Source organism: Bosea sp. Tri-49 (assembly GCF_003952665.1).
GTDB lineage: Bacteria > Pseudomonadota > Alphaproteobacteria > Rhizobiales > Beijerinckiaceae > Allobosea.
This window is the reverse complement of the sequence record NZ_CP017946.1, coordinates 2,606,581-2,629,881: the sequence shown is the minus strand read 5'-3', so window position 1 is coordinate 2,629,881 and position 23,301 is coordinate 2,606,581. Positions and strand designations below refer to the sequence as shown.

The following is a 23,301-nucleotide window of genomic DNA, read 5'->3' as shown; positions in this document are numbered from 1 at the left end:
CCGACTTCGATGCAGGAGAGGGGTTCCCGAGGTTCAGCCGCCCTATTTGAGGGCGCAATCCTTCGCGTGCGGATCGGCGTAGTCCTCGAACACCTTCTGGGCGATCTCGGTCTGGAACTTGCCGTCCGGCCGCTTGGCGACCTTGACCAGGTAGAAGTCCTGGATCGGGTAGCCATTGGTGTTGAACTTGAACTTGCCGCGCAGCGAAGTGAAGTCGGCCTTCTTGATTGCGGCGCGCAGCTTGTCCTTGTCGCCGGTGCCGCCGGCGGCCTTCACGGCCGAATCGATCAGCTGCGCCGCGTCATAGGACTGCTGGGCATAGGAGCCGGGGACGATCTTGTAGGCCGCCTCATAGGCCGCGACGAACTTCTTCGTCTGCGGGTTGTCCATGTTGGGCGCCCAGGTCATGCCGCCGAACATGCCGACCGCCGCGTCCTGCTGCGCCGGCAGCGTCGACTCGTCGACCGTGAAGGCGGAGAGGAAGGGCACCTTTCCGGTGAGGCCGGCCTGCGACCACTGCTTGACGAAGTTGACGCCGAGGCCGCCGGGTAGGAAGGCGAAGACCACGTCCGGCTTGGCCGAGGCGATCTTGGCGAGCTCCGCCGCAAAATCGAGCGAGGTCAGCGGGACATAGACCTCGTCGAGGATCTCGCCCTTGAAGTAGCGCTTGAAGCCGGCGAGCGAGTCCTTACCCGCCTGGTAGTTCGGCGCGATGATGTAGGCCTTCTTGTAGTTCTGGTCCTGCGCGTACTTGCCCAGCACCTCGTGGACCTGATCGTTCTGGTACGAGGTCACGAAGAAGTTCTGGTGGCAGGCCTTGCCGGCCATAGTCGACGGGCCGGCGTTCGGGCTGATCAGGATGGCGCCCGAGTCGAGCACGGGCTTGGCGATCGCGCCGAGGATGTTCGAGAACACCGGGCCGACGACGAAGTCGACCTTGCCGCCCTCGACGTAGCTGCGGACCTTGCCGACCGCGACGTCGGGCTTCAGCTCATCGTCGATCACGGTGATCTGCACCGGCACGCCGCCGAGCTTGCCGCCGTTCTGGTCGACCGCGAGCTGGAAGCCGTCGCGGACCTGCTGGCCGAGCGCGGCCGCCGGCCCGGTCAGCACGCTGACCACGCCGATCTTCAAGGGCTCCTGCGCCTGGGCGCTGGCAAGCCCGAGTGCGAGCACGCCGGCGCCGAGTGACAATGCGAACTTCAACGTCATGTCTGATGTCCTCCCGGGACGTGCCAGATGCGACCGCCGGTGGGGTTCCCCATCCCTGTCCGTGCGGCGTCGGCAGTCATATTGTTTCAAGCTTAAAATATCTGCAAGGGGGTTCCTGCGGGTAATTTTTGTTCGCGGCTGGAGAGCGTCATTCTCGGGCGGAGCGAAGCGCAGACCCGAGAATCTCAGGATGAGAAAGCGCTGAGAGGGGCCCCTTCCTGCCCGAGATGCTCGGGGCAAGCCCGAGCATGACGCGTCCTTCGCTTAGCCGCCTTAGGCCTGCACGCCATCGACGTACCAATCCATCTTCGAGAGCACCTCGTCGGACGCGGTCTCGCCGGCCTTGAGGCGCAGCGTGCCTTTCTGGTCCTTGAGCTCGCCCGTGAAGGGGTGGATCGTGCCGGCGACGATACCCTTCTGGAGCTCGTCCGCAGCGGCGCGGGCAGCCGGCGTGACGGCGTCGTTATAGGGCGCGAGCTTGACCATGCCGTCCTTGATGCCGCCCCAGACGTCGCCGCTCTTCCAGGTTCCGTCCATCGCCTCCTTGACGCGCTTGATGTAGTAGCCCGACCAGTCGTCGACGATCGCCGAGAGCTGTGCCTTGGGCGCGAAGGCCTTCATGTCCGAGGCCTGGCCGAAGGCATAGACGCCGCGCTGCTCGGCCGCCTGCAGGGCGGCTGGGCTGTCGGTGTGCTGGCTGATCACGTCGCAGCCCTGGTCGATCAGCGCCTTGGCGGCGTCGGCTTCCTTGGCCGGGTCGTACCAGGTCGAGGCCCAGATCACCTTGGTCTTGAAGTTCGGGTTCACTTTCTTGGCGGCGAGATGGAAGGCGTTGATGCCCATCACCACCTCCGGGATCGGGAAGGAGGCGATGTAGCCGGCCTGGCCCGATTTCGACATGTGGCCGGCCAGGGTGCCGATCACGGCGCGGCCCTCATAGAAGCGGGCATTGTAGGTCGCGACGTTCTCGGCGCGTTGATAGCCGGTGGCGTGCTCGAACTTGATCTTCGGGAACTGCTTGGCGACTTGGATCGTCGGGTTCATGAAGCCGAACGACGTGGTGAAGATCAGCTGGTCGCCGGCCTGGGCGAGCTGGCGGATGGCGCGCACCGCATCCGGCCCCTCGGCGACGTTCTCGATGAAGCTGGTCTTGATCTTGTTGCCGTATTCCTTCTCCAGCGCCTTGCGGCCCTGATCATGCGTCCAGCTCCAGCCATGGTCGCCGACCGGGCCGACATAGATGAAGCCGACGCCGAATGGCGCCTGGGCTTGAGCGCCCGTGAGGGGCAGCACGGAGGCTGCGGCCGCGCCGGCCAGAAGCGTGCGGCGGGTGATGATGGTCGACATGATGGTGCTCCCCGTTGTCGGTTGCGGCGGCTACTGCGCCGGGAAAGGCTTGCCGAGGCAGGCGGGCGCATCGCGTCCGCCGGTCCTCCGTCCTAGCGACATCATGGTCAGAACCACAATCGTCGCAAGGTAGGGGGTCATCGCCAGCACCTCGGGCGCGATGAAGCTCCAGCCGGCCGCCTTGGCCTGCAATTCGAAGGTCGCGACCGCGCCGAAGAGATAGGCGCCGATCAGAAGCCGGCCCGGCTTCCAGGCCGCGAAGACGACGAGGGCGAGCGCGATCCAGCCGCGGCCGGCGGTCAGCCGGTCGGCCCACATCGGCGTCAGCGCCAGCGAGAAATACGCGCCACCGAGGCCGGCCAGCGCTCCGCCGAAGGCGGTCGCGGCGGTGCGGATCGCCAAAACGCGATAACCGATGGCATGGGCAGAGTCGGCGTTCTCGCCGACGGCGCGCAGGATCAGCCCGGCCTTGCTCCGGCGCAGGAACAGGCCCACCGCGAGCACGAGCGCGAGCGAGAGATAGACGATCGCGTCATGGCCGAAGACGAGGCGCAGCCAGGGATGGGCGGCATAGTCGGCCGGGAAGAGCGGGCCAAGCCGCGTGATCGTGCGGCCGACGAAGCCGGCGCCGATCAGCGAGGAGGCGCCGATGCCGAAGATCGTCAAAGCAAGGCCCGTCGCGACCTGGTTCGAGCCGAGGCCGAGCGTCAGCAGCGCAAAAATCATCGCCGCAGTAACGCCAGCCAGCGTTGCTGCGAGGAGTCCGAGCGGGACGCTGCCGGTGGAGTAGGCGACCGCGAAGCCCGCAACGGCGCCGCAAAGCATCATGCCCTCGACGCCGAGATTGAGGACGCCGGCTTTCTCGGTGACGAGCTCGCCCAAAGCCGCGAGCAGGATCGGCGTCGCCGCGGCGGCGAGCGTCATGAAGATCGAGACGAGGATGGCGGCGGTCATGGCGCGCTCCTCGCCGGGCGCGCCTTCCAGGCGAGCCGCCAGCGCACCAAGACGTCCGTCGCGAGCAGGAAGAACAGCAGCAGCGCCTGGAACATGCCCGTCGCTGCCGAGGGCAGGCGCACCGTGCTCTGGGCGATCTCGCCGCCGACATAGGTCACCGCCAGCACCAGCGCGCCGAAGACGATGCCGACAGGCGAGAGCCGGCCGAGGAAGGCGACGATGATCGCTGTGAAGCCGTAGCCGACCGGGAATTGCGGGGTGAGCTGGCCGAAGGGGCCGGCCGCCTCGAGCAGTCCGGCAAGCCCGGCAAGGCCGCCACCGGCGAGCAGCGCTGCCCAGGTGACGCGGTTGGCGTCGAAGCCGCCATGGCGGGCGGCCGCCGGCGCACGGCCGACGACGCGCACCGCATAACCGGCAACGGTCTTGCTCATCACGAACCAGGCGACGAGCGCGAGCAGGATGGCGATCGGCACGCCGAAATGGACGAGCGAGCCTTCCGCGACCGCCGGCAGCGTCTGGCTGGCGCTGAACATCTTGGTCTGCGGGAAATTGAAGCCGTCCGGGTCCTTCCATGGGCCGCGCACGAGGTAGTAGAGGAACTGCACCGCGACATAGGTCAGCATCAGGCTGGTCAGGATCTCGCTGACCTGCAGCCGCACCTTGAGCAGAGCAGGCAGCGCCGCCCAAGCCGCGCCGCCCACGACACCGGCGAGCGCCATGGCCGGCAGTATCCACCAGCCGGTCATGTCATGGGTCAGCAATGCGACGCCGGTGCCGGCGATCGCGCCCATGACGTACTGCCCCTCGGCGCCGATATTCCAGATATTGGCGCGAAAGCCGATGGCGAGGCCGAGCGCGATCATGATGAGCGGCGCCGCCTTGACGCCGAGATCGGCCCAGCGCTGCGGCTCGATCAGCGGCGTGATGAAGATCGCCGTGACCGCGCGCAGGCCGTCATAGCCGATCGCGCCGAAGACCAGCATGCCGGTCAGCATGGTGAGCCCGATTGCGATCAGCGGGCTCAGATAGAGCATCGCCTTGCTGGGCTCGCGCCGGCGCCGCCACTCAAGCATGCGCCGGCTCCACCTGATGGCTCTCGCCGTGGACGCCGCCCATCAGCAGGCCGATCTCTTCGAGCTCCAGCCCGGCGACCGGCCGCGCCTGCGACAGCCGGCCCTCGTTGATCACACAGAGCCGATCCGAGAGTTCGAGCAGTTCGTCGAGATCCTGCGAGATCACGACGATCGCCGAACCCTGCGCGGCGAGGTCGACCAAAGCCTGCCGGATTGCGGCGGCGGCGCCGGCATCGACGCCCCAGGTCGGCTGCGCCACCACCAGCACATCGGGCTTCTGCCCGATTTCGCGGCCCATAATGAACTTCTGCAGATTACCGCCCGAGAGCGAGCCAGCCAGCGCTGCGGGGCCGGTGGTGCGGACATCGAAGCGGGCGATGACATCCTTCGCATAAGCCTCGACCGGCCCCTGACGGATCAGGCCCGAGGGGGCGAGCGGCAGGCGATGGCGCGCGGTCAGCACGACATTCTCGGCGAGGGAGAAGTCGGGCACGGCGGCATGGCCGTTGCGCTCTTCGGGCACGCAGGCGAGACCGGCGGCGCGGCGGGCTCCAGCATCGGCGAGGCCGATCGGCCGGCCGTCGAGCTTGATCGCGTCTGCCCGGCCGGCAGGGTGCTCGCCCGAGAGCGCCATCAGCAACTCGGCCTGGCCATTGCCCGCAACGCCGGCGATGCCGAGGATCTCGCCGGCCTGCGCCGAGAACGAGATGTCCTTCAGGCTGGTGCCGAAGGGCGGCTCGCCCGGCATGTCGAGCTTGTCGACGCTGAGCCGCGCGGCGCCCGCTTTACCGCCGCCAGCCGGCCGCTGGAGGTGTTTCAGCTCGGCGCCGATCATCAATTCGGCCATGCGCCGCGTCGTCTCGATGCGCGGATCGCAGGTCGCAACGACCTTGCCGCCGCGCAGGATGGTCGCGGCCTCGCAGAGCGCTTTGATCTCGTGCAGCTTGTGGCTGATGTAGAGGATCGAGCAGCCTTCCCTTGCGATCTGGCGCAGCGTCTCGAACAGGCGCTCGACCTCCTGCGGCGTCAGCACCGAGGTCGGCTCGTCCATGATCAGCAGCTTCGGCTTCTGCAGCAGGCAGCGCACGATCTCGATGCGCTGGCGCTCGCCGACCGAGAGCGTGTGCACGGCGCGATCCGGATCGAGCGGCAGCGAATAGCTGTCTAGGATCGCCTTGATCCGCGCCTTCAGCTCTTCGGCTGGCACCGTCTCGTCGAGGCCGAGCGCGATGTTCTCCAGCACGGTCATGCCGTCGAACAGCGAGAAATGCTGGAAGACCATGCCGATGCCGAGCTTGCGCGCCGCCTTGGGCGAGGCGATCTCGACCGGGCGGCCGTCGAAGCTGATCTGCCCCTTGTCGGCGCGCTGCACGCCATAGATGATCTTGACCAGGGTCGATTTACCGGCGCCGTTCTCGCCGAGCAGGGCATGGATCTCGCCGGGGCGGACCGAGAGGCTGATGTCCTGATTGGCCTTCACGCCCGGAAAGCTTTTCGAGACATGCGCGAGCGCCAGGCGCGAAGGTGCCGTCTGGTCAGGCGGCTGCGTCATGGCGGTTCCGTGCCCTCGCGCGTCCCGTGGCGGGCCTCCCCGCGAGGGCCGCCTTCTCGCCAAGCAAGCAACGCACCAGCTCGGCACTCGTCAAGGCGGCGATCACCTCCGGACGCTTGTCATGCACATCCGATCCGCCGATCGGGCAGGTCAGGAGCGCCAGCGCCGTGCTGCCGGGATGGCGGCGGCGGAAACTCGCCTCGAAGCGGGCGCGCTTCGTGCCTGAGCCGATCATCCCGACATAAGCCGCATCGCCGCGCAGCAGCGCCGCCTCGGCCAGGCGATAGTCGAGCGCATGGCTATGGGTCAGGACGATGAAAGCCGAGCCGGGCCGGGCAGCGACAAGAGCTGCTTCGGGATCGTCGAGCTGCCGGCAGGTGACGGTCGCCGGCACCTCCTCGAACTGGCCGGGCCGATCGTCGATCAAGGCCACGGCAAGCGGCAGCAAGGCGAGACTGCGTGCCAGCGCCTTGCCGGTATGACCCGCGCCGAAGATCAGTACCTGCGGCCGCTCGGCCGCCGCTTTCGCCTCATCTTTCCTCAGCGCTTCGAGATGCGCTGCGGTCGCCGGCTCCATCGCCACCCGGACGCGTCCGCCGCAGCACTGACCCATTTGCGGACCAAGCGGGATATCGATCAATTGCTGCGGGCCGTTGCTGTCGAGCAGGATGCGGGCGAGGTCGATGCAGTGGAATTCGAGCTGGCCGCCGCCGATGGTGCCGGCGCTGCCACGGGCGCTGACGATCATCGTCGCGCCGGCCTCACGCGGGGTCGAGCCCTGCGCTTCCGCGATGCGGACGATGACGGCGCCATCGGCGAGGTTGGCGGCGAGGAAATCGGCGGGGCTCATCGCGCGCCCTCCGCCTGGGCCCGCACCCGATCGACTGCGTCGAGCACTCGCTCCGGCGTCGCCGGCGCGTCGAGCTGCGGGCAGAAGCGGTGATCGCCGACGCTGGCCACGGCGTCGGAGAGGGCATGCAGCACGCTGATCGCCAGCATCAGCGGTGGCTCGCCCACGGCCTTGGAACGATGGATGGTGTGCTCGCGATTGGGCGCATTCTCCAGCAGCGCAACATTGAAGATGCGCGGCCGGTCGGAGGCGACCGGGATCTTGTAGGTCGAGGGCGCGTGCGTCTTGAGCCGCCCCTTCTCGTCCCAGACCAGTTCCTCGGTGGTCAGCCAGCCCATGCCCTGGATGAAGCCGCCCTCGATCTGCCCCTTGTCGATCGCCGGGTTCAGCGAGTTGCCGCAATCGTGCAGGATGTCGACGCGCTCGACCTTGTATTCGCCGGTCAGCGTGTCGATCGCGACCTCCGCCGCGGCGGCGCCATAGGCGAAATAGTAGAACGGATGGCCTTTGCCTGCCTTGCGGTCCCAATGGATCTTTGGCGTCGCGTAGAAGCCTGTCGCCGAGAGCTGGACGCGGGCCATATACGCCGCCTTGACCAGCTCGACGAAGCCGATCTCGCGCGCACCGACCTGCACCCTGCCGGGCAGGAAGACGATCGCCTCCGGTTTTTCCTGCCAGTGCTTACAGGCGAAGGCGGTGAGCCGCTTCTTGATCGTCTCGCAGGCGTCGAGCGCCGCCATGCCGTTGAGATCGGAACCTGACGAGGCGGCGGTCGCCGAGGTGTTCGGCACCTTGCCGGTCGTCGTGGCGGTGATCTTGATCTGCTCAAGCCCGATGCCGAAGGCCTGCGCCACCACCTGCGCAACCTTCTGGTAGAGCCCCTGGCCCATTTCGGTGCCGCCATGGTTCAGTGCCACGGTGCCATCGGTATAGACATGGACCAGGGCGCCGGCCTGATTGTACCACGTCGCGGTGAAGGAGATGCCGAACTTGACCGGGGTCAGCGCGATGCCGCGCTTGATGATCCTGCTCTCCTGGTTGAAGGCGCGGATCGCTTCGTGGCGGGCGCGGTAGTCGCAGGAATGAGTGAGGTCGTCGATCACCTCGCCGGCGATCATGTCCTCGACGGGCTGGTGATAGGGCGTGATCTCGCGGCCCTCGCCGCCATAGAGATTGCGCTTCCTCACCTCCAGCGGGTCGAGCCCGGTGGCGTAGGCGACCTCCTCGATGAAGCGCTCGGCCCCGACCATGCCCTGTGGCCCGCCGAAGCCGCGAAAGGCGGTGTTCGAGACGGTGTGCGTGCGCAGGGGTTCGGAGTGGGCCCGCACCGCCGGGTAGAAATAGCAGTTGTCCATGTGGAACAGGGCGCGGTCCGTCACCGGGCCGGAGAGGTCGGCATTCCAGCCGCAGCGCGCGGCGTAGATGGTATCGACCGCATGGATGCGGCCGTCATCGTCGAAGCCGATCTCGTAATCGACGACGAAGTCGTGGCGCTTGCCGGTGATGACCATGTCGTCGTCGCGGTCGGGCCGCAGCTTGATCGGCCGCTTCAGCTTGCGGGCGGCCAGCGCGGCGACGCAGGCGAAGAGATTGGCCTGCGTTTCCTTGCCGCCGAAGCCGCCGCCCATGCGCCGGACCTCGATGGTGACCGCATGCGCTCCGACGCCGAGCACGGCGGCGACCATGTGCTGGACCTCGCTCGGATGCTGCGTCGAGCACAGCACCAGCATGTCCTGGTCTTCGCCGGGGATGGCGAGCGAGATCTGGCTTTCCAGGTAGAAATGATCCTGCCCGCCGATCGTCATCGAGCCCTTCAGCCGGCGCGGACTGGCGGCGAGGGCGGCGGCGATGTCGCCGCGCTCGAGCTTGAGCGGCTCGGTGACGAGGTCGGAGCCGGCGGCGCGGGCGGCGGCGACATCGAGCAGGGGAGGCGCCTCGTCATAGGTCGCCTTGGCCAGCAGCGCGGCATGGCGGGCCTGCTCGCGCGTCTCGGCGACGACCGCAAAGAGCGGCTGGCCGTGATGCAAGATGTCGTTCGTCGCGAAGACCGGCTCGTCATGCTTGTGCGTCGAGGAGATGTCGTTCTCACCGGGGATGTCGGTCGCTGTTAGGACCGCGATGACGCCCGGAGCAGATTCGACGGCCGACAGGTCGAGCGAGAGCAGCTTGCCATGCGCGATGGTCGAGAGGCCGATATAGGCATGGGCGAGGCCGGCCGGCTCGGCGATATCGTCGATGTAGAACGCTTCGCCGGCGACGTGTTTCTCGGCTGAATCATGCTTCAGCGGCGAGCCGACGATCGGCCGCGTTTCCATGGCGTCGAGCCGTTTGCGCGCGTCAGCCATGGGCGGCCTCCGCCAGCAGGCCGGCGACGCGAGTTGCGGTTTCCGGCGCGGTGGTCTCGATCAGGAAGCGCCGCAGCAGGTTGCCGGCGACTTTGAGCCGGTAGGCGGCCGAGGCCCGCATGTCGGTCAGTGGCGTGAAGTCCTGGGCCAGCGCAGCGATTGCGGCAGCAGCGGCTGTCTCGTTCCATGGGCGGCCGAGCAAGGCGGCTTCCGCAGCCTTCGCCCGCTTCGGGGTGCCGGCCATCCCGCCATAGGCGAGCCGTGCCTCGCCGACCCGGCCGGCGCCATCGAGCTTCAGATAAAAGGCGCCGCAGACGGCGGAAATGTCCTCGTCGAAGCGCTTCGAGATCTTCGAGATGTGGAAGCGCGCGCCCGTAGGCAGCTTCGGCACCAGCACGGCTTCGACGAATTCGCCGGGCTGCCGATCCTGCTTGCGATAGTCGAGGAAGAAGGCTTCGAGCGCGAGTTCTCGGCGCTCGCTGCCTTTGCGCAGCACCAGGGTCGCGCCGAGCGCGATCAGCGCCGGCGGCAGGTCGCCGATCGGCGAGCCGTTTGCGATGTTGCCGCCGATCGTGCCGGCATTGCGGACTTGCTCGCCGCCGAAGCGGCGCATCATCTCGTCGAGCTGCGGCGAGATCCCGGCGAGCGCCTCGCGCACCGCGATCTGGTTCGCCATTGCGCCCAAGCGCAGATGGTCCCCTTCGTCGGAGATCGTGCGCAACGCATCGATCCGGCCGAGATAGATCACGGGATCGAGCCGGCGCATGCCCTTGGTCACCCAAAGCCCGACATCGGTCGCGCCGGCGACCAAAGTGGCCTGCGGATGGGCGCTGATCAGCCCGGCCAGCGCCTCGACCGTGGCGGGAGCGTAGAAATGGCGCTCGCCGTCACCGATCGAGATCGTCTCGTTATCCGCGAGCGCTTTCAGTCGGGCGATGATTGCAGGCATCGCCGCGACGCACCGGTCCTTCTCGCGCTCGGCAGCATCCATGCGCTGCGCCGCCGCAATGATCGGCTCATAGCCGGTGCAGCGGCAGAGGTTGCCGGCGAGGGCATCCTCGATCCGTTGCACCGTTGGCGTCCGCTCGTTCAGCCAGAGCGCCAGCAGCGACATCACGAAGCCGGGCGTGCAGAAGCCGCATTGCGAGCCATGGCAATCGACCATCGCCTGCTGCACCGGGTGGAGTGTGCCGTCCGCGCTCTTGAGATGCTCGACGGTCAACACATGGCAGCCGTCCAGCGTCGGCAGGAAGCGAATGCAGGCATTGATCGCCTCATAGCGCAGCCGCTCGCCATCGAGCCGGCCGACGACGATGGTGCAGGCGCCGCAATCGCCCTCGGCACAGCCCTCCTTGCTGCCGGTGCGGCGCAGGTCGAGCCTGAGCCAGTCGAGCACCGTGCGGGTCGGATCGCAGGCGGCGATCTCGACCAGCTCGTCGCCGAGCAGGAAACGCACGCTCTCACGCATGGCGGCAGGGCCGCTCGCAAATCGGATTCATGCGCCAAGATTAGGCAGGTTGCGGCTTGGCCGGAAGCTTTGATTTGGTGCAGATATGATCGCGATTTGAGCCGGAGCGGCGAGCCTTGAGCAAAGACGGTGCGATCTCGGCCCTGCGCGGCCGGCTTCTCTGGTTCGTCGCTGATCCGCACGAGATCGGCGAGGCTGCGCATCGCTATGTCGAGGATGGTCTGCTCGTCATCGAGAACGGCCTGATCAAGGCTGCAGGCGAGGCCAAGGAGCTGCTGCCGACGCTACCTGCCGGCGCTGCGATCACTAATCATCGTCCGCATCTGATCATGCCGGGCTTCATCGACGCCCATCTCCACATGCCGCAGACGCAAGTGATCGCCTCCTATGGCGCGCAGCTGATGGAGTGGCTGAACAAGTACACCTTCGTCGAGGAGCAGAAGCTCGCCCAGCAGGGGCATGCCGAGAAGCTCTCCGCCTTCCTGCTCGACGAGTTGCTGGCGAGCGGCACGACCACGGCGGCGGTCTATTGCTCGGTGCACAAGCAATCGGCCGAGGCTTTCTTCGCCGAATCGCATCGGCGCAACACGCGCATGATCGCCGGCAAGGTGATGATGGACCGCAACGCCCCGCCGGCGCTGACCGACACGGCCGAGAGCGGCTATGCCGACAGCAAGGATTTGATCGGCCGCTGGCATGGCAAGGGCCGCCAACTCTACGCGATCACGCCGCGCTTCGCCGTGACCTCGACACCGGAGCAGATGGCGGCCTCGCAGCGTCTGGTCGAGGAGCATCCCGAGTGCTTCATCCAGACCCATATCAACGAGAACCAGGCCGAGATCGCTTTCGCTCGGGAGCTCTATCCCGCTGCTGCCGACTATGCCGGCATCTACGAGGATTATGGTCTGCTGGGTAAGAAGAGCCTGCTCGGCCACTGCATCCACATGACCAAGCGCGAATGGCGCGCCTTCGCCGAGCATGGCGCGGTCGCGGTCTTCTGTCCGACCTCGAACCTCTTCCTCGGCTCCGGCCTGTTCGATTGGCAGAGAGCCCGGCACGAGGGCGTCAAGGTTGCGGTCGCCACGGATATCGGCGGCGGCACCTCCTATTCGATGCTGCGCACCATGGCCGAGGCCTACAAGATCCTACAACTGCAGGGGCAGTCGCTCTCGGCATTCGAAGCGCTGCACGCGATCACGCTGGGCAATGCTGTGGCACTGGGGCTCGACCATCTGATCGGCTCGTTCGAACCGGGGCGCGAAGCGGATGTCGTCGTGCTCGATCCCGCCGCGACGCGGGCGATGGCGCACCGGCTGGAGACGGTGCGCGACCTCGCCGAGGAGCTCTTCGCGCTGGTCACGCTCGGCGACGAGCGCAACGTGGCCGCGACCTATGTAATGGGGGAGCGGATCGAGCGGCCGTCATTCTCGGGCGCCGTGTAGCGGTGACCCGAGAATCTCTCGCCGGATAGGGCGTCTTCCTGTCCTGAGATGCTCGGGTCAAGCCCGAGCATGACGCCAGACTACCCCAGCACGCCGCCCTTGCGGGCGTGGTCGAGATAGATTTCGCGCAGCCGGATCGTCGCCGGGCCGGGCGCGCCGTTGTGGATGCTGTGGCCGTCGATTGTCGTCACCGGCATGACCAGGCTGGTCGCGGACGTGATGAAGGCCTCTTCGGCGTCGAGCGCCTCCTCCAGCGTGAACTCGCGCTCCTCGAAGGAGAAGCCGCTCTCGGCCAGGAAGGCGAGCACGGCCGTGCGGGTGATGCCAGGCAGCACCTTGTGGGAGAGCGGGCGCGAAATCAGCGTCTTGCCCTTGACGATCCAAGCGGTCGACGAGGCGCCTTCGGTGACGATGCCGTCCTCGATCATCCAGGCCTCCTGGGCACCGTTCTCGGCCGCGAACTGCTTGGCCAGCACCGGCGCGAGCAGGTTGACGCTCTTGATGTCGCGACGCGCCCAGCGCAGATCTGGCGTGCTGACGACCTTGATGCCGGTCTTGGCCAGCGGCGTGTTGGCGAACTGGCGCGCCTGCGTGAACAGGACGACGGACGCTTTCACGCCCTTCGGGAAGGGAAAATCGCGATCGGAGGCGCCGCGCGAAACCTGCAGATAGATGCTGCCTTCGTCGAGCTGGTTGCGAGCGATCAGCTCCTGATGGATCGCGACAAGCTCGGCGCGCGAGCAGGGCAGCTCAAGCCCGATCTCGCCGGCCGAGCGTTCGAGCCGCGCCAGATGCGCCTCGCAATCGACCAGCTTGCCGCCGAGCACGGCCGAGACCTCGTAGATGCCGTCGCCGAAGATGAAGCCGCGGTCGAAGATCGAGATCGTCGCCTCTTCCTCGGGAAGATAGGCGCCATTGACGTAGACGGTGCGGCTCATGGGGAGGGTCTCATGCGGGAAGGACGGACCTTCCTAGCCGAGCCGGAGGCGCGAAGCGAGATGGCGTGCCGGCTTGCCGCTCAGCGTCGGATGCAGGGCGGCGCTAGTCTGTCGTCTTCGCCTCGAAATGGCGCTGGCGGAAGGCGCGAACCTTGGCGCGATTGCCGCAGACCGCCATCTCGCACCAGCGTCGCAGCCGGTTCTTGGTGGTGTCGAAGAACAGCCAGCCGCAGTGGTCGCCCTCGCATTGCTTGATGCGGGCAAGATTCTGCTGGGTCAGCACGGTGAGGGCCGAAAGCGCGATCGGCCCGCGGATCGCCTCACTGAGCGTCTGGCCCGCGTCCCAGCGCCAGACGAAACCGTCGCTGAAAGGGGACAGCTTGGCGCAGGCGAGGCAATGCGCGTGGATGGCGGCGAGTTGCGACCGATCCTGCTCGTCCGGCTGCTGGCGGCGGGAAAGGCTGAGCCCGATCCGGTAGATCGTGTCGCGCAGGTCGAGTGCCTCGGTGAGGAGGCGCGCCGCCAGTTCGGCATCGGCTGCGACCGCGGCCAATGCGGCGTCCCGGTCGCTGTCGCTGATCGCCTTGGCATGGCGCGCCCAGATCACGACGTCGCGCCCCTCGCGCAGATGCTCGAGTTCGTTCGGGCCGCCGCGATCAGAGGCAGTGTTGGCGAAGTCGAAGGCGAGCTCGCTGGCGACGAGCGGCAATGAACCGGCCCGGCTCGGGCCACCTGTACGATCGACGGTCATGTAACCAGCTATCTCTGATTTACAGGTTAAATCAAGCGGCTTAGCGTCCGGCCACAGCTTGAACCGTGGAGGAGAACGGACATGAGAACCAACTGGGCCGCGATGCTCGCCGCTGGCGTGCTCGCGATGTCGCAAGGCGCGGCGCTGGCGCAGATCAAGCTCGGCGTCGCCGGCCCGATGACCGGCGCGAGCGCTGCTTTCGGGGCGCAATTGAAGAACGGGGTCGAGCAGGCGGTGGCCGACATCAATGCCGCCGGCGGCATTCTCGGCCAGACGATCGCGCTCTCGAGCGGAGACGATGTCGGCGATCCCAAGCAGGGCGTCTCGGTCGCGAACAAATTCGTCGGCGACGGCGTCAAATGGGTGGTCGGCCACTTCAATTCCGGCGTCACGATGCCGGCTTCCGAAGTCTACGCCGAGAACGGCATGCTGATGATCAGCCCGTCTGCGACGAACCCGAAGATCACCGAGCGCGGCCTGTGGAACGTCTTCCGCACCTGCGGCCGCGACGACCAGCAAGGCGTCGTCGCCTCCGGCCACATCGCCAAGACCTTCAAGGGCAAGGTCATCGTCGTCGTCCATGACAAGACGACCTATGGCCAGGGGCTCGCCGAGGAGACCCGCAAGGGCCTGCACGCGGCTGGCATCAAGGAAGCGCTCTACGAAGGCGTCAACACCGGCGAGAAGGATTTCTCGGCGCTGGTCTCGAAGGTCAAGGCAGCCAAGGCCGACCTGCTCTATTGGGGCGGGCTGCACACCGAGCTCGGCCTGATCGTCCGGCAGATGCGTGATCAGGGCCTGACGACGGTGGCGATGGGCGCCGACGGCATCACCTCCGACGAATACGCCGTGATCGGCGGTCCGGGCACCGAAGGCACACTGATGACCTTCCCGCCCGATCCCCGCAAGCGCGCCGCCGCCGCCGAGGTCGTCAAGCGCTTCGAGGTCAAGGGCGTCAACCCCGAGGCCTATACGCTCTATTCCTACGCCGCAGTCCAGATCATGAAGCAGGCGGCCGAGCAGGCGAAATCGCTCGATCCGAAGAAGGTCGCCGCCGCGATGCATTCGGGCATGACCTTCAAGACCGTGCTCGGCGACATGTCCTATGACAAGAAAGGTGACCGCACCAATCTCGACTACACCGTCTACACTTGGAAGAAGGGTGCGGATGGCAAGATCAGCTATGTCGAGAACTGATGGCCTGAGCATTTTCGAGCGAAGTGGGTACCGGTTCGCGTGAAGAAAATGCGATAAAACAATATTCTAGCCGGTGTCGGTGGCCTCCCCTGGCCGGACACCGATAGGGCGCCGCTTCGCTCAAGGCGAGGCGGCGTTTTTCGTTTCAGCACTTCAGCGCCGCCGCGATCAGGCGCTGGGTATAGTCCTGCTGCGGTGCCTCGAAGATCGCTTCGGTCGGTCCGTGCTCGACCACTCTGCCGTCCTTCATCACCATGATCTCGTCGGCCATGGCGTGCACGACCGCGAGGTCGTGGCTGATGAAGAGATAGGAGAGGTCGTGCCGCGCCTGCAGATCCTTGAGCAGGGCGACGATGCTCTGCTGCACTGTGCGGTCGAGCGCTGAGGTCGGCTCGTCGAGCACCACCAGCGCCGGATGCAGGATCATGGCGCGCGCGATGGCGATGCGTTGGCGCTGACCCCCCGAGAACTCGTGCGGATAGCGATTGCGCAAAGCGGGGTCGAGGCAGACCTCGGTGAGTGCCGCCGCCGCCCGTCGCTCGCGCTCGGTACGTGACAGTGCCGGTTCGTGCACCAGCAGCCCCTCGGTGATGATCTCGCCGACGGTGAGGCGGGGCGAGAGCGAGCCGAACGGATCCTGGAACACGACCTGCAGGCTTCGACGCAGTGGCCGCATCGCGGCGCGGTCGAGCGGATTGAGCGCCCGGTCCTCGAAGCGGACGGTTCCAGAAGAGGGAAGGAGCTTGAGCAAAGCGCGCCCGAGCGTCGATTTGCCTGAGCCGGATTCGCCGACGATGCCGATGGTCTGGCCACGCTTCAGCGTCAGGTCGACGCTGTCGACGGCGTGCAGCACTGCCTTCTCGCGCCTGAGGAAGCCGCGCGAGAGGTCGAAGGAGACGCGCAGGTCGTGGGCTTCGAGCAGCACGGGCGCATCTGATGGTGGTGGTGCCTTGTGACCGTGCGGCTCGGCCGCGAGCAGCGCCCTGGTGTAGGGATGCTGCGGCGCTTCGAAGATCGCTTGCGCCGGGCCGCTCTCGACCACCTCGCCTGCCTTCATCACATAGACTCGCTCGGCATATTTCCGGACCAGGCCAAGATCGTGGCTGATCAGGATCACCGCCATGCCGAGTCGCTGCCGAAGCTCGGCGATCAGCGCGAGGATCTCGGCCTCGATGGTGACGTCGAGCGCCGTCGTCGGCTCGTCGGCGATCAGGATGTCGGGATCGTTGGCGAGCGCCATCGCGATCATCACGCGCTGGCGCTGGCCGCCGGAGAGCTCATGCGGATAGGAATCGAGCCGGCGCTCCGGATGCGGGATGCGCACCAGCTTGAGCAGCTCCAGCGCCCGCGCCCGCGCCGCCTTGCGCGACAGGCCCTGATGCTTGCGCAAGGGCGCCGCCATCTGGGCGCCGATCCGGAAGAGCGGATCGAGCGAGGTCATCGGCTCCTGGAAGATCATCGCGAGCTTCCGGCCGCGATAGCTGTTCAGGACCGCCGGCGGCAGCTTGAGAAGATCGACCTCGCGATAGCGGATCGTGCCGGTGACCTCGCCATTGCTGGCGAGGAGGCCCATCGCCGCCATCACGCTCTGGCTCTTGCCGGAACCGGATTCGCCGACGACCGCGACGAACTCGCCCGGGCCGACATCGAGATCGATCCCGCGCACCGCCTCGCACGGGCCGTCATTGGTGCGGAAGCGGACCTTGAGGTCGCGGATGGCGAGGATTGGTTCGCTCGCCATCTCAGCGATCCCTGGGGTCAAGCGCGTCGCGCAGACCGTCGCCGAGGAAGTTGAGGGCGAACAGCGCCGTCACCAGGAAGGCAGCAGGGAAGGTGAGCATCCATGGCGTTGCCTGGATGGCGCGGGCGCCGTCCGAAATCAGCACGCCCCAGCTCGTCATCGGCTCCTGAATGCCGAGGCCGAGGAAGGAGAGGAAGCTTTCGAGCAGGATCACCTTCGGCACCAGGAGGGTGACATAGACGACGACCGGCCCGAGCGTATTGGGGATGACATGGCGCTTGAGGATGCCGCCGGTCGAGACGCCGAGCGCTTCGGCCGCCAGCACATAATCCTGCCGTCTGATCGAGAGCGCCTGGCCGCGGACGATGCGGGCCATGTCGAGCCATTCGATCGCGCCGACGGCGAGGAACATCAGGATGAAGTTCCGGCCGAAGAAGACGACGAGCAGGATGACGAAGAAGATGAAGGGCAGGGAATAGAGAACGTCGACGATGCGCATCATCACCATGTCGATGCGCCCGCCGAGATAGCCGGCGGTCGCGCCATAGACGACGCCGATCACCAAAGCGACGCCGGTGGCGAGCAGGCCGATGGCGAGCGAGACGCGGCCGGCGATCAGCGTGCGGGTGAGCAGGTCGCGGCCGTTGGAGTCGGTGCCGAACAGGAAGTATTGACGCTTGATCGGGACGTCGAGACTGAGCCGGCGTCCCTCCTGCTCATTGGCGGTGATCACCGGCGTGCCGAACTGGTCGGAGCGGTCGAAATAGACGAGCAGGCGCTGGTCGATCGGCCGTTGCGAGGTCAGCACCAGCCGGACGCGGGTTGCCTCGGCCACGACATCGTTGGGTGTGGCCCTGATCCGCGACGCGATGCGCTGCACGGCGCCGGGCAGGGCCTCGGCCTTGGGATAAGCGGAAAGGCTCGCCGGGACGCGGACATAGTCCTGGTAGACCCGGTCGTAAGCGTGACCGGTCATCAGTGGGCCGAAGATGCAGGCGAGCATCATCAGCGTCAGGACGACGAGGCTCGCCACCGCAGCGCGGTTGCGCAGCAGGCGGATGCGCGCGTCCTGCCAGAGCGAGCGGCAGATGGGCGGGATGGGACAGGCGGGCATGTCGCTCATCGCTCACTCCAGCCTGACGCGCGGGTCGAGCAGCGCATAGAGCACATCGACCACGAGGTTGAAGAGCAGCACGAAGATCGCGACGACGACGACCGTGCCCATCACCAGCGTGTAGTCGCGGTTGAGCGCGCCCTCGACGAAATAGCGCCCGATGCCGGGAATGGCGAAGATCGTCTCGACCACGACCGAGCCGGTGAGCAGGCTCGCCGCCGCCGGGCCGAGATAGGAGACGACGGGTAGCGCGGCGCCGCGCGCGGCATGCAGCGCGATGGTCGTGGTCGAAAGCCCCTGGGCCCGCAAGGTGCGGATATGGTTGGCACGCAGCGTCTCGATCATCGCCGCGCGCGTCATCCGCGCGATGACCGCGATCTGGGGGAGGGCGAGCGTCACGATCGGCAGCACCGTGTTGCGGAAGGCGCCGCCGTTCCACCCGCCGACCGGCAGCCAGGCCAGGCTCAAGCCGAAGACGATCTGCAGGACGGGCGCGACGACGAAGTTCGGAATGGTGATGCCGGCGGTGGCGAAGCCGATCACGGCATGGTCGGCTGCGCCGTTCTGGCGGAAGGCCGCGACCATGCCGAGCGGGCCGCCGATCGCGAGCGCCAGCAGCAGCGCCGAGGCTCCGAGCCGGATCGAGACCGGCAGGCCCTGCGCGAACAGTTCGCCGATCGAGAAGTCGCGGAAATAAAATGATGGGCCGAAATCGCCGCGCAGCAGCGCTGCGAGGTAGGTCAGGTATTGCTGGAACAGCGGCTGGTCGAGCTTGTAGATGCGCCGCAGGTTCTCCATCACCTTGGCTTCCAGCGCCTGCTCGAGATCGAACGGCCCGCCCGGCGCGACGCGCATCAGGAAGAACGAGATCGTCACGATCACGAACAGGGTCGGGATCGCGGTGGCGAGGCGGCGCAGGATGTAGGTGAGCACGGGGCTGGTCCCTACGTCATGCTCGGGCTTGACCCAAGCATCTCATGAGCGCTGGCGGTCGCCCGCTCCGACCCGAGATGGCCGGGTCAGGCCCGGCCATGACGCTTTTCAATCACGGTTTCAGGCTCATGAACCGCGTCGGCAGCGCGCCGCGCAAATTCTGCTGGAAGCCCTGGACCTTCGGCGAGACCAGATTCTTCGAGGAATAGTAGAGCACCGGAATCCAGGGCACCTCGGCGGCGAGGATCGCGTCGGCCTCGCGCAGGATCGCGGCGCGCTTGGCGATGTCGATCTCCTCGGCACCCTGCTTCATCAGCGCGTCGAATTGCGGGTTGTTGTACTTGCCGGAATTGAAGCCGGTGTTGTCGCTCTGGAACAGGAACAGGAAGTTCTGCGGGTCGGAATAATCGCCGATCCAGCCATAGCGGGCGATGTCGAAATCGCCGCCGTCGCGCAGCAGGGCAAAATGCGTCTTGCCGTCGGTGTTGATGAAGCTGGTCTCGACGCCGATCGCCTTCCATTGCTCGGCGATCGCGATCACGGTGCGGCGGTTGTTGTCGGTGGTGTTGTAGCGCAGCTGGACCCTGAGCGGCATGCCCGGCCCGAAGCCTGCGGCGGCGAGCAGCTTCTTGGCCTCGTCCTCGCGGTCGAGCGGGGAGGTGCCCTTGAAGTCGGCTTCGGCGCGCTCACCATAATTGCCGATGTTCGGCGGGATCACGCCATAGGCCGGCAGCATGGTGCCACCCCAGATCTCCTCGGCGATGAACTCGCGGTCGATCACCAGCGACAGCGCGCGGCGCACCCGGATGTCGTCGAATGGCTTCTTTGCGGTGTTGATGATCAGGAAATAGGTGCCGAGATAGGGCGAGATCCTGACCTGGTCCTTGCCGAGCTTCTCGCGCAATTGCTGGACCTGATCGGCCGGGATGTCCGACGTCATCTGCAGCTCGCCGGCCTGGAAGCGGCGGGCGGCGGCGGAGAAGTCGGGCGTGGGATAGTAGATGACGGTGTCGATCTTGACGTTCGTGGCGTCGTGGAAGGCCTTGTTCTTCTCCAGCCGGATATGCGAGTTCGGCACGAACTCCTTCAGCGTGTAGGCGCCGTTCGAGACCCAGTTCTCCGGCTTGACGAAGTCCTTGCCGAACTTCTGGACGGAGGCCGGATGGACCGGCAGCCCGGTCTGATGCGTCAGCAATTCCAGGAAATAGGGCGTCGGCCGTTCCAGCGATATTTCGAGCGTGCGGTCGTCGATCGCCTTGACGCCGAGATCTTCGAGCTTGGCGCCTTCGCCTGCCTTGTTGATCTTCTCGGCATTGCGGATCGGGTAGAGGATGTTGGCGTATTTCGCCCCGGTCTCCGGATTGACCATGCGCCGGAACGAGAAAACGAAATCGCCCGCTGTGACCGGATCGCCATTCGACCATTTGGCGTTGGCGCGCAGCTTGAAGGCGTAGCTCTTGCCGTCCTGGGCCATCGTCCAGCTTTCGGCGACGCCGGGGACAACTTCGCCATTGATATGGTGGATCACCAGGCCTTCGGACAGGTCACGCAGTAGATGCGCCTCGCTCACGGTCGAGGTCTTATGCGAATCGAGCGTCTCGGGATCGCCGTCATTGCCGCGATGGAACACCACCTGCGCCATGGCGGCGCCGACGAAGGTAACGGCAAGCGCAAGAAAAAGGCCGCTCGCCAGCGCGAGCGGCCTGACGGCACGCCGGATTCCGGACTGACGATGGAACTCACGCATGAGCGCTCTCCGAACGTTTCGCACGGGCCCCTTTCCCGCTCCTGACGGGAAGTATGAGCCTATCGTGCGCCACCCGCCAAGAGCGAAAAGGCGGTATCAACCACTCATGCTAAGCCACTGTCCCGCTTTTGAAAGCTGGCTCAGAAACGACTTCAACAGAGCGTTTCCCAAGGTCAGCCGGTGGCTGCCCGCCCTTGTGCCTCCGCGACCGCCACCGCGGTCATGTTGACGACGCCGCGCGCCGTCACCGAGCCGGTGAGGACGTGCACCGGCTTGGCTGCACCGATCAGGATCGGCCCGACCGGGAGCGCATCGGCCAGCACCTTGGCGAATTGGTAGGCGATGTTCGCGGCGTCGAGATTGGGGAAGATCAGGACGTTGGCGATGCCCTTCAGGCGCGAGGACGGCAGCACCCGCTCGCGGATGGCGGCGACGAGGGCGGTGTCCGCCTCCATCTCGCCGTCGCATTCCAGCTCCGGCGCGCGCTCCTGGATCAGCTTGCCCGCCTTGCGCATCTTGATCGAGCTCGGGGTGTCGGCTGCGCCGAAATCCGAATGCGAGAGCAGGGCGATCTTCGGCTCGATGCCGAAGCGCGTGACGTGGCTCGCGGCCAGCACTGCCATGTCGGCGATCTCTTCCGCCGTCGGATCATGCTTCACATGGGTGTCGGCGAGGAAGAAGCCGCCCTTGCTGGTGATGATCAGCGTCATCGCGGCGAGGTCGCAGACGCCGGGTTCCAGCCCGATGATGTCGCGGATATGGCGCAGCCGCGAGAGGAACCGGCCTTCGAGGCCGGTGATCATCGCATCGGCCTCGCCGCGCACGACGGCAAGCGCCGCGATGACCGTGTTGTTGGTACGCACCAGCGAGCGTGCCGCCTCGGGCGTGATGCCGCGCCGGCCGGCGATGTCGAGATAGGTCTGGACATAGTCGCGATAGCGCGGATCGTCCTCCGGGTTGATCAGTTCGCAATCGATGCCGGGCCGGATCGTCAGGCCAAAGCGCTTGACGCGGGTCTCGATTACCGAGGGGCGGCCGATCAGGATCGGGATCGCCATACCTTCCTCGATCGCGATCTGGGCGGCGCGCAGGACGCGCTCATCTTCGCCCTCGGCATAGATCACCCGCTTCGGATCGGCCTTCGCCTTGGCGAAGAGCGGCTTCATCAGGAAGCCGGAGCGGAAGACGAAGCGCGACAGGTCCTCGCGATAGGCCTCGATGTCGATCAGCGGCTTCTTGGCGACGCCAGTGGCCATCGCCGCCTCCGCCACCGCCGGTGCGATGCGCAGGATCAACCGCGGGTCGAACGGATTGGGGATCAGTGACGTCGCGCCGAAGGTCTGGGACTCGCCGCCATAGGCGCGCGCGGCGATATCGGAGGTCGCCTCGCGGGCGAGGGCGGCGATAGCGCGCACGGCGGCGAGCTTCATCGCCTCGTTGATCGTCGTCGCCTGCACATCGAGCGCGCCGCGGAAGATGTAGGGGAAGCAGAGGACGTTGTTGACCTGGTTCGGATAGTCCGAGCGGCCGGTGCAGATCATCGCGTCTGGGCGGACGGCGAGCGCATCCTCCGGTGTGATCTCGGGGTTCGGGTTGGCCAGTGCCAGGATCAGCGGCTTTTGCGCCATCTGCTTGGCCATTTCGGGCTTGAGCACGCCCGCTGCCGAAAGGCCGAGGAAGATGTCGGCGCCGCCGATCACTTCGGCGAGCGTCCGCGCCTCGGTCTCCTGGGCGTAGATCTCCTTCCAGCGATCCATCAGCGTGTTGCGGCCCTTGTAGACCACGCCGTCGAGATCGGTGACCCAGATGTTTTGCGTGCGGGCGCCGAGCGACACGAGGAGATTGAGGCAGGCGAGGGCAGCCGCGCCAGCGCCCGAGACGACGATCTTGACCTCGCCGATCTTCTTGCCCGCGAGATCGAGCCCATTCAGCACGGCGGCGCTGACGATGATCGCCGTGCCGTGCTGGTCGTCATGGAAGACCGGGATGTTCATCCGGGCCTTGAGCTGCTCCTCGATCTCGAAGCATTCAGGGCCCTTGATGTCCTCAAGATTGATGCCGCCGAAGGTCGGCTCCAGCGCTGCGACGACCTCGACGAATTTCTCGACGTTCTTCTGCTCGACCTCGATGTCGAAGCAGTCGATGCCGGCGAACTTCTTGAAGAGGACGGCCTTGCCTTCCATCACCGGCTTGGAGGCGAGCGGGCCGATGTCGCCAAGGCCGAGCACGGCCGTACCGTTGGTGATGACGGCGACCAGGTTCTGGCGCGAGGTCAGCTCGGCTGCCTCGCCGGGGTCGTCGACGATCGCCTCGCAGGCAGCGGCGACGCCAGGTGAATAGGCTAGCGCCAGGTCGCGCTGGTTGCCGAGCGGCTTGGTCGCCTGGATTTCGAGCTTACCGGGCTTGGGCAGGCGATGGTAGACGAGCGCGCCCGAACGAAGGTCCGCCGACAAGGTGCTTTTAGCCATCCCCACGCTTCCTCTGCGCCGCCATTGCTTGCTGACGAGGTCGCGCGGAAAGGGGGTGGGCGTCAAGCGGGGCCAGGCGGTGAAGGGCTTGTGCCGCAGGAAAAATGGAGCCGAGCATCGCTGGCAGGCGCTGCGGAACTATCAAAAACCGCCGAAGCGGACGGTTCGT

General features: G+C 66.5%; 17 protein-coding genes. 2 read left to right on the top strand and 15 right to left on the bottom strand.

Annotated elements, in window-relative coordinates; all coding sequences use genetic code 11:
- Positions 1 to 42: 42 nt before the first annotated feature.
- From BLM15_RS12930 to xdhA, 8 genes are all read right to left on the bottom strand, one after another.
- Entirely contained in the window at positions 43 to 1,212 is a 1,170-nt protein-coding gene (locus BLM15_RS12930; protein ID WP_126113136.1) for an ABC transporter substrate-binding protein, read from the bottom strand.
- A gap of 273 nt (positions 1,213 to 1,485) precedes the next feature.
- Positions 1,486 to 2,559, bottom strand: a complete 1,074-nt coding sequence (locus tag BLM15_RS12925; RefSeq protein ID WP_126113135.1) for a BMP family ABC transporter substrate-binding protein — start codon at positions 2,557 to 2,559, stop codon at positions 1,486 to 1,488.
- A gap of 30 nt (positions 2,560 to 2,589) precedes the next feature.
- Complete coding sequence (locus BLM15_RS12920; RefSeq protein ID WP_126113134.1) at positions 2,590 to 3,513, bottom strand: ABC transporter permease; 924 nt, start codon at positions 3,511 to 3,513, stop codon at positions 2,590 to 2,592.
- On the bottom strand, positions 3,510 to 4,586 hold the full coding sequence (locus BLM15_RS12915; RefSeq protein WP_126113133.1) for an ABC transporter permease: 1,077 nt from the start codon (positions 4,584 to 4,586) through the stop codon (positions 3,510 to 3,512). The genes BLM15_RS12920 and BLM15_RS12915 overlap by 4 nt, the downstream gene beginning before the upstream one ends.
- Positions 4,579 to 6,138 carry an ABC transporter ATP-binding protein gene (locus BLM15_RS12910; protein ID WP_126113132.1) on the bottom strand — a complete coding sequence of 520 codons (1,560 nt, stop codon included), beginning with the start codon at positions 6,136 to 6,138 and terminating at the stop codon, positions 4,579 to 4,581. Before BLM15_RS12910 ends, BLM15_RS12915 begins: the two co-directional genes overlap by 8 nt.
- The gene (gene xdhC, locus BLM15_RS12905) at positions 6,122 to 6,988 is read right to left on the bottom strand and encodes a xanthine dehydrogenase accessory protein XdhC (protein ID WP_126113131.1); all 867 of its coding nucleotides are present in this window, start codon (positions 6,986 to 6,988) and stop codon (positions 6,122 to 6,124) included. The genes BLM15_RS12910 and xdhC overlap by 17 nt, the downstream gene beginning before the upstream one ends.
- Positions 6,985 to 9,303 carry a xanthine dehydrogenase molybdopterin binding subunit gene (gene xdhB / locus BLM15_RS12900; RefSeq protein ID WP_126116163.1) on the bottom strand — a complete coding sequence of 773 codons (2,319 nt, stop codon included), beginning with the start codon at positions 9,301 to 9,303 and terminating at the stop codon, positions 6,985 to 6,987. The genes xdhC and xdhB overlap by 4 nt, the downstream gene beginning before the upstream one ends.
- Positions 9,304 to 9,325: 22 nt before the next feature.
- Positions 9,326 to 10,801: a xanthine dehydrogenase small subunit gene (gene xdhA / locus BLM15_RS12895; protein ID WP_126113130.1), complete on the bottom strand. Its 1,476-nt coding sequence runs from the start codon at positions 10,799 to 10,801 to the stop codon at positions 9,326 to 9,328.
- A gap of 116 nt (positions 10,802 to 10,917) precedes the next feature.
- Here xdhA and guaD point away from each other — a divergent pair, with 116 nt between their 5' ends.
- Positions 10,918 to 12,243: a guanine deaminase gene (gene guaD / locus BLM15_RS12890; RefSeq protein ID WP_236846653.1), complete on the top strand. Its 1,326-nt coding sequence runs from the start codon at positions 10,918 to 10,920 to the stop codon at positions 12,241 to 12,243.
- Positions 12,244 to 12,323: 80 nt separating this feature from the next.
- Here guaD and BLM15_RS12885 read toward each other — a convergent pair whose 3' ends face one another.
- Both BLM15_RS12885 and BLM15_RS12880 read right to left on the bottom strand, forming a co-directional pair.
- Positions 12,324 to 13,181: a D-amino-acid transaminase gene (locus BLM15_RS12885; RefSeq protein WP_126113129.1), complete on the bottom strand. Its 858-nt coding sequence runs from the start codon at positions 13,179 to 13,181 to the stop codon at positions 12,324 to 12,326.
- Between the two features lie 103 nt (positions 13,182 to 13,284).
- On the bottom strand, positions 13,285 to 13,932 hold the full coding sequence (locus BLM15_RS12880; RefSeq protein WP_126113128.1) for a CGNR zinc finger domain-containing protein: 648 nt from the start codon (positions 13,930 to 13,932) through the stop codon (positions 13,285 to 13,287).
- An 81-nt stretch (positions 13,933 to 14,013) separates the two neighbouring features.
- On the opposite strand from BLM15_RS12880, the gene BLM15_RS12875 reads away from it, so the two are divergent.
- On the top strand, positions 14,014 to 15,129 hold the full coding sequence (locus tag BLM15_RS12875) for a branched-chain amino acid ABC transporter substrate-binding protein (protein WP_236846652.1): 1,116 nt from the start codon (positions 14,014 to 14,016) through the stop codon (positions 15,127 to 15,129).
- A gap of 145 nt (positions 15,130 to 15,274) precedes the next feature.
- Here the strand turns inward: BLM15_RS12875 and BLM15_RS12870 are convergent, their stop codons facing one another.
- The 5 genes from BLM15_RS12870 to BLM15_RS12850 form a co-directional block, all read right to left on the bottom strand.
- Positions 15,275 to 16,870: an ABC transporter ATP-binding protein gene (locus tag BLM15_RS12870; RefSeq protein WP_126113127.1), complete on the bottom strand. Its 1,596-nt coding sequence runs from the start codon at positions 16,868 to 16,870 to the stop codon at positions 15,275 to 15,277.
- Between the two features lies 1 nt (position 16,871).
- The gene (locus BLM15_RS12865; protein ID WP_126113126.1) at positions 16,872 to 17,993 is read right to left on the bottom strand and encodes an ABC transporter permease subunit; all 1,122 of its coding nucleotides are present in this window, start codon (positions 17,991 to 17,993) and stop codon (positions 16,872 to 16,874) included.
- A 3-nt stretch (positions 17,994 to 17,996) separates the two neighbouring features.
- On the bottom strand, positions 17,997 to 18,917 hold the full coding sequence (locus tag BLM15_RS12860) for an ABC transporter permease subunit (protein ID WP_126113125.1): 921 nt from the start codon (positions 18,915 to 18,917) through the stop codon (positions 17,997 to 17,999).
- A gap of 112 nt (positions 18,918 to 19,029) precedes the next feature.
- Positions 19,030 to 20,664: a peptide ABC transporter substrate-binding protein gene (locus BLM15_RS12855; RefSeq protein WP_206438634.1), complete on the bottom strand. Its 1,635-nt coding sequence runs from the start codon at positions 20,662 to 20,664 to the stop codon at positions 19,030 to 19,032.
- 173 nt (positions 20,665 to 20,837) lie between these two features.
- Entirely contained in the window at positions 20,838 to 23,132 is a 2,295-nt protein-coding gene (locus tag BLM15_RS12850) for an NADP-dependent malic enzyme (protein WP_126113124.1), read from the bottom strand.
- Between the last annotated feature and the right edge of the window lie 169 nt (positions 23,133 to 23,301).

Coding starts and splice junctions, on each gene's coding strand:
- BLM15_RS12855 (WP_206438634.1), bottom strand. CDS start 20,664: ATGCGTGAGTTCCATCGTCAGTCCGGAATCCGGCGTGCCGTCAGGCCG.
- BLM15_RS12915 (WP_126113133.1), bottom strand. CDS start 4,586: ATGCTTGAGTGGCGGCGCCGGCGCGAGCCCAGCAAGGCGATGCTCTAT.
- BLM15_RS12880 (WP_126113128.1), bottom strand. CDS start 13,932: ATGACCGTCGATCGTACAGGTGGCCCGAGCCGGGCCGGTTCATTGCCG.
- BLM15_RS12870 (WP_126113127.1), bottom strand. CDS start 16,870: ATGGCGAGCGAACCAATCCTCGCCATCCGCGACCTCAAGGTCCGCTTC.
- xdhC (WP_126113131.1), bottom strand. CDS start 6,988: ATGAGCCCCGCCGATTTCCTCGCCGCCAACCTCGCCGATGGCGCCGTC.
- BLM15_RS12910 (WP_126113132.1), bottom strand. CDS start 6,138: ATGACGCAGCCGCCTGACCAGACGGCACCTTCGCGCCTGGCGCTCGCG.
- BLM15_RS12865 (WP_126113126.1), bottom strand. CDS start 17,993: ATGAGCGACATGCCCGCCTGTCCCATCCCGCCCATCTGCCGCTCGCTC.
- BLM15_RS12885 (WP_126113129.1), bottom strand. CDS start 13,181: ATGAGCCGCACCGTCTACGTCAATGGCGCCTATCTTCCCGAGGAAGAG.
- xdhA (WP_126113130.1), bottom strand. CDS start 10,801: ATGCGTGAGAGCGTGCGTTTCCTGCTCGGCGACGAGCTGGTCGAGATC.
- BLM15_RS12875 (WP_236846652.1), top strand. CDS start 14,014: ATGAGAACCAACTGGGCCGCGATGCTCGCCGCTGGCGTGCTCGCGATG.
- BLM15_RS12920 (WP_126113134.1), bottom strand. CDS start 3,513: ATGACCGCCGCCATCCTCGTCTCGATCTTCATGACGCTCGCCGCCGCG.
- BLM15_RS12850 (WP_126113124.1), bottom strand. CDS start 23,132: ATGGCTAAAAGCACCTTGTCGGCGGACCTTCGTTCGGGCGCGCTCGTC.
- BLM15_RS12925 (WP_126113135.1), bottom strand. CDS start 2,559: ATGTCGACCATCATCACCCGCCGCACGCTTCTGGCCGGCGCGGCCGCA.
- xdhB (WP_126116163.1), bottom strand. CDS start 9,303: ATGGAAACGCGGCCGATCGTCGGCTCGCCGCTGAAGCATGATTCAGCC.
- BLM15_RS12930 (WP_126113136.1), bottom strand. CDS start 1,212: ATGACGTTGAAGTTCGCATTGTCACTCGGCGCCGGCGTGCTCGCACTC.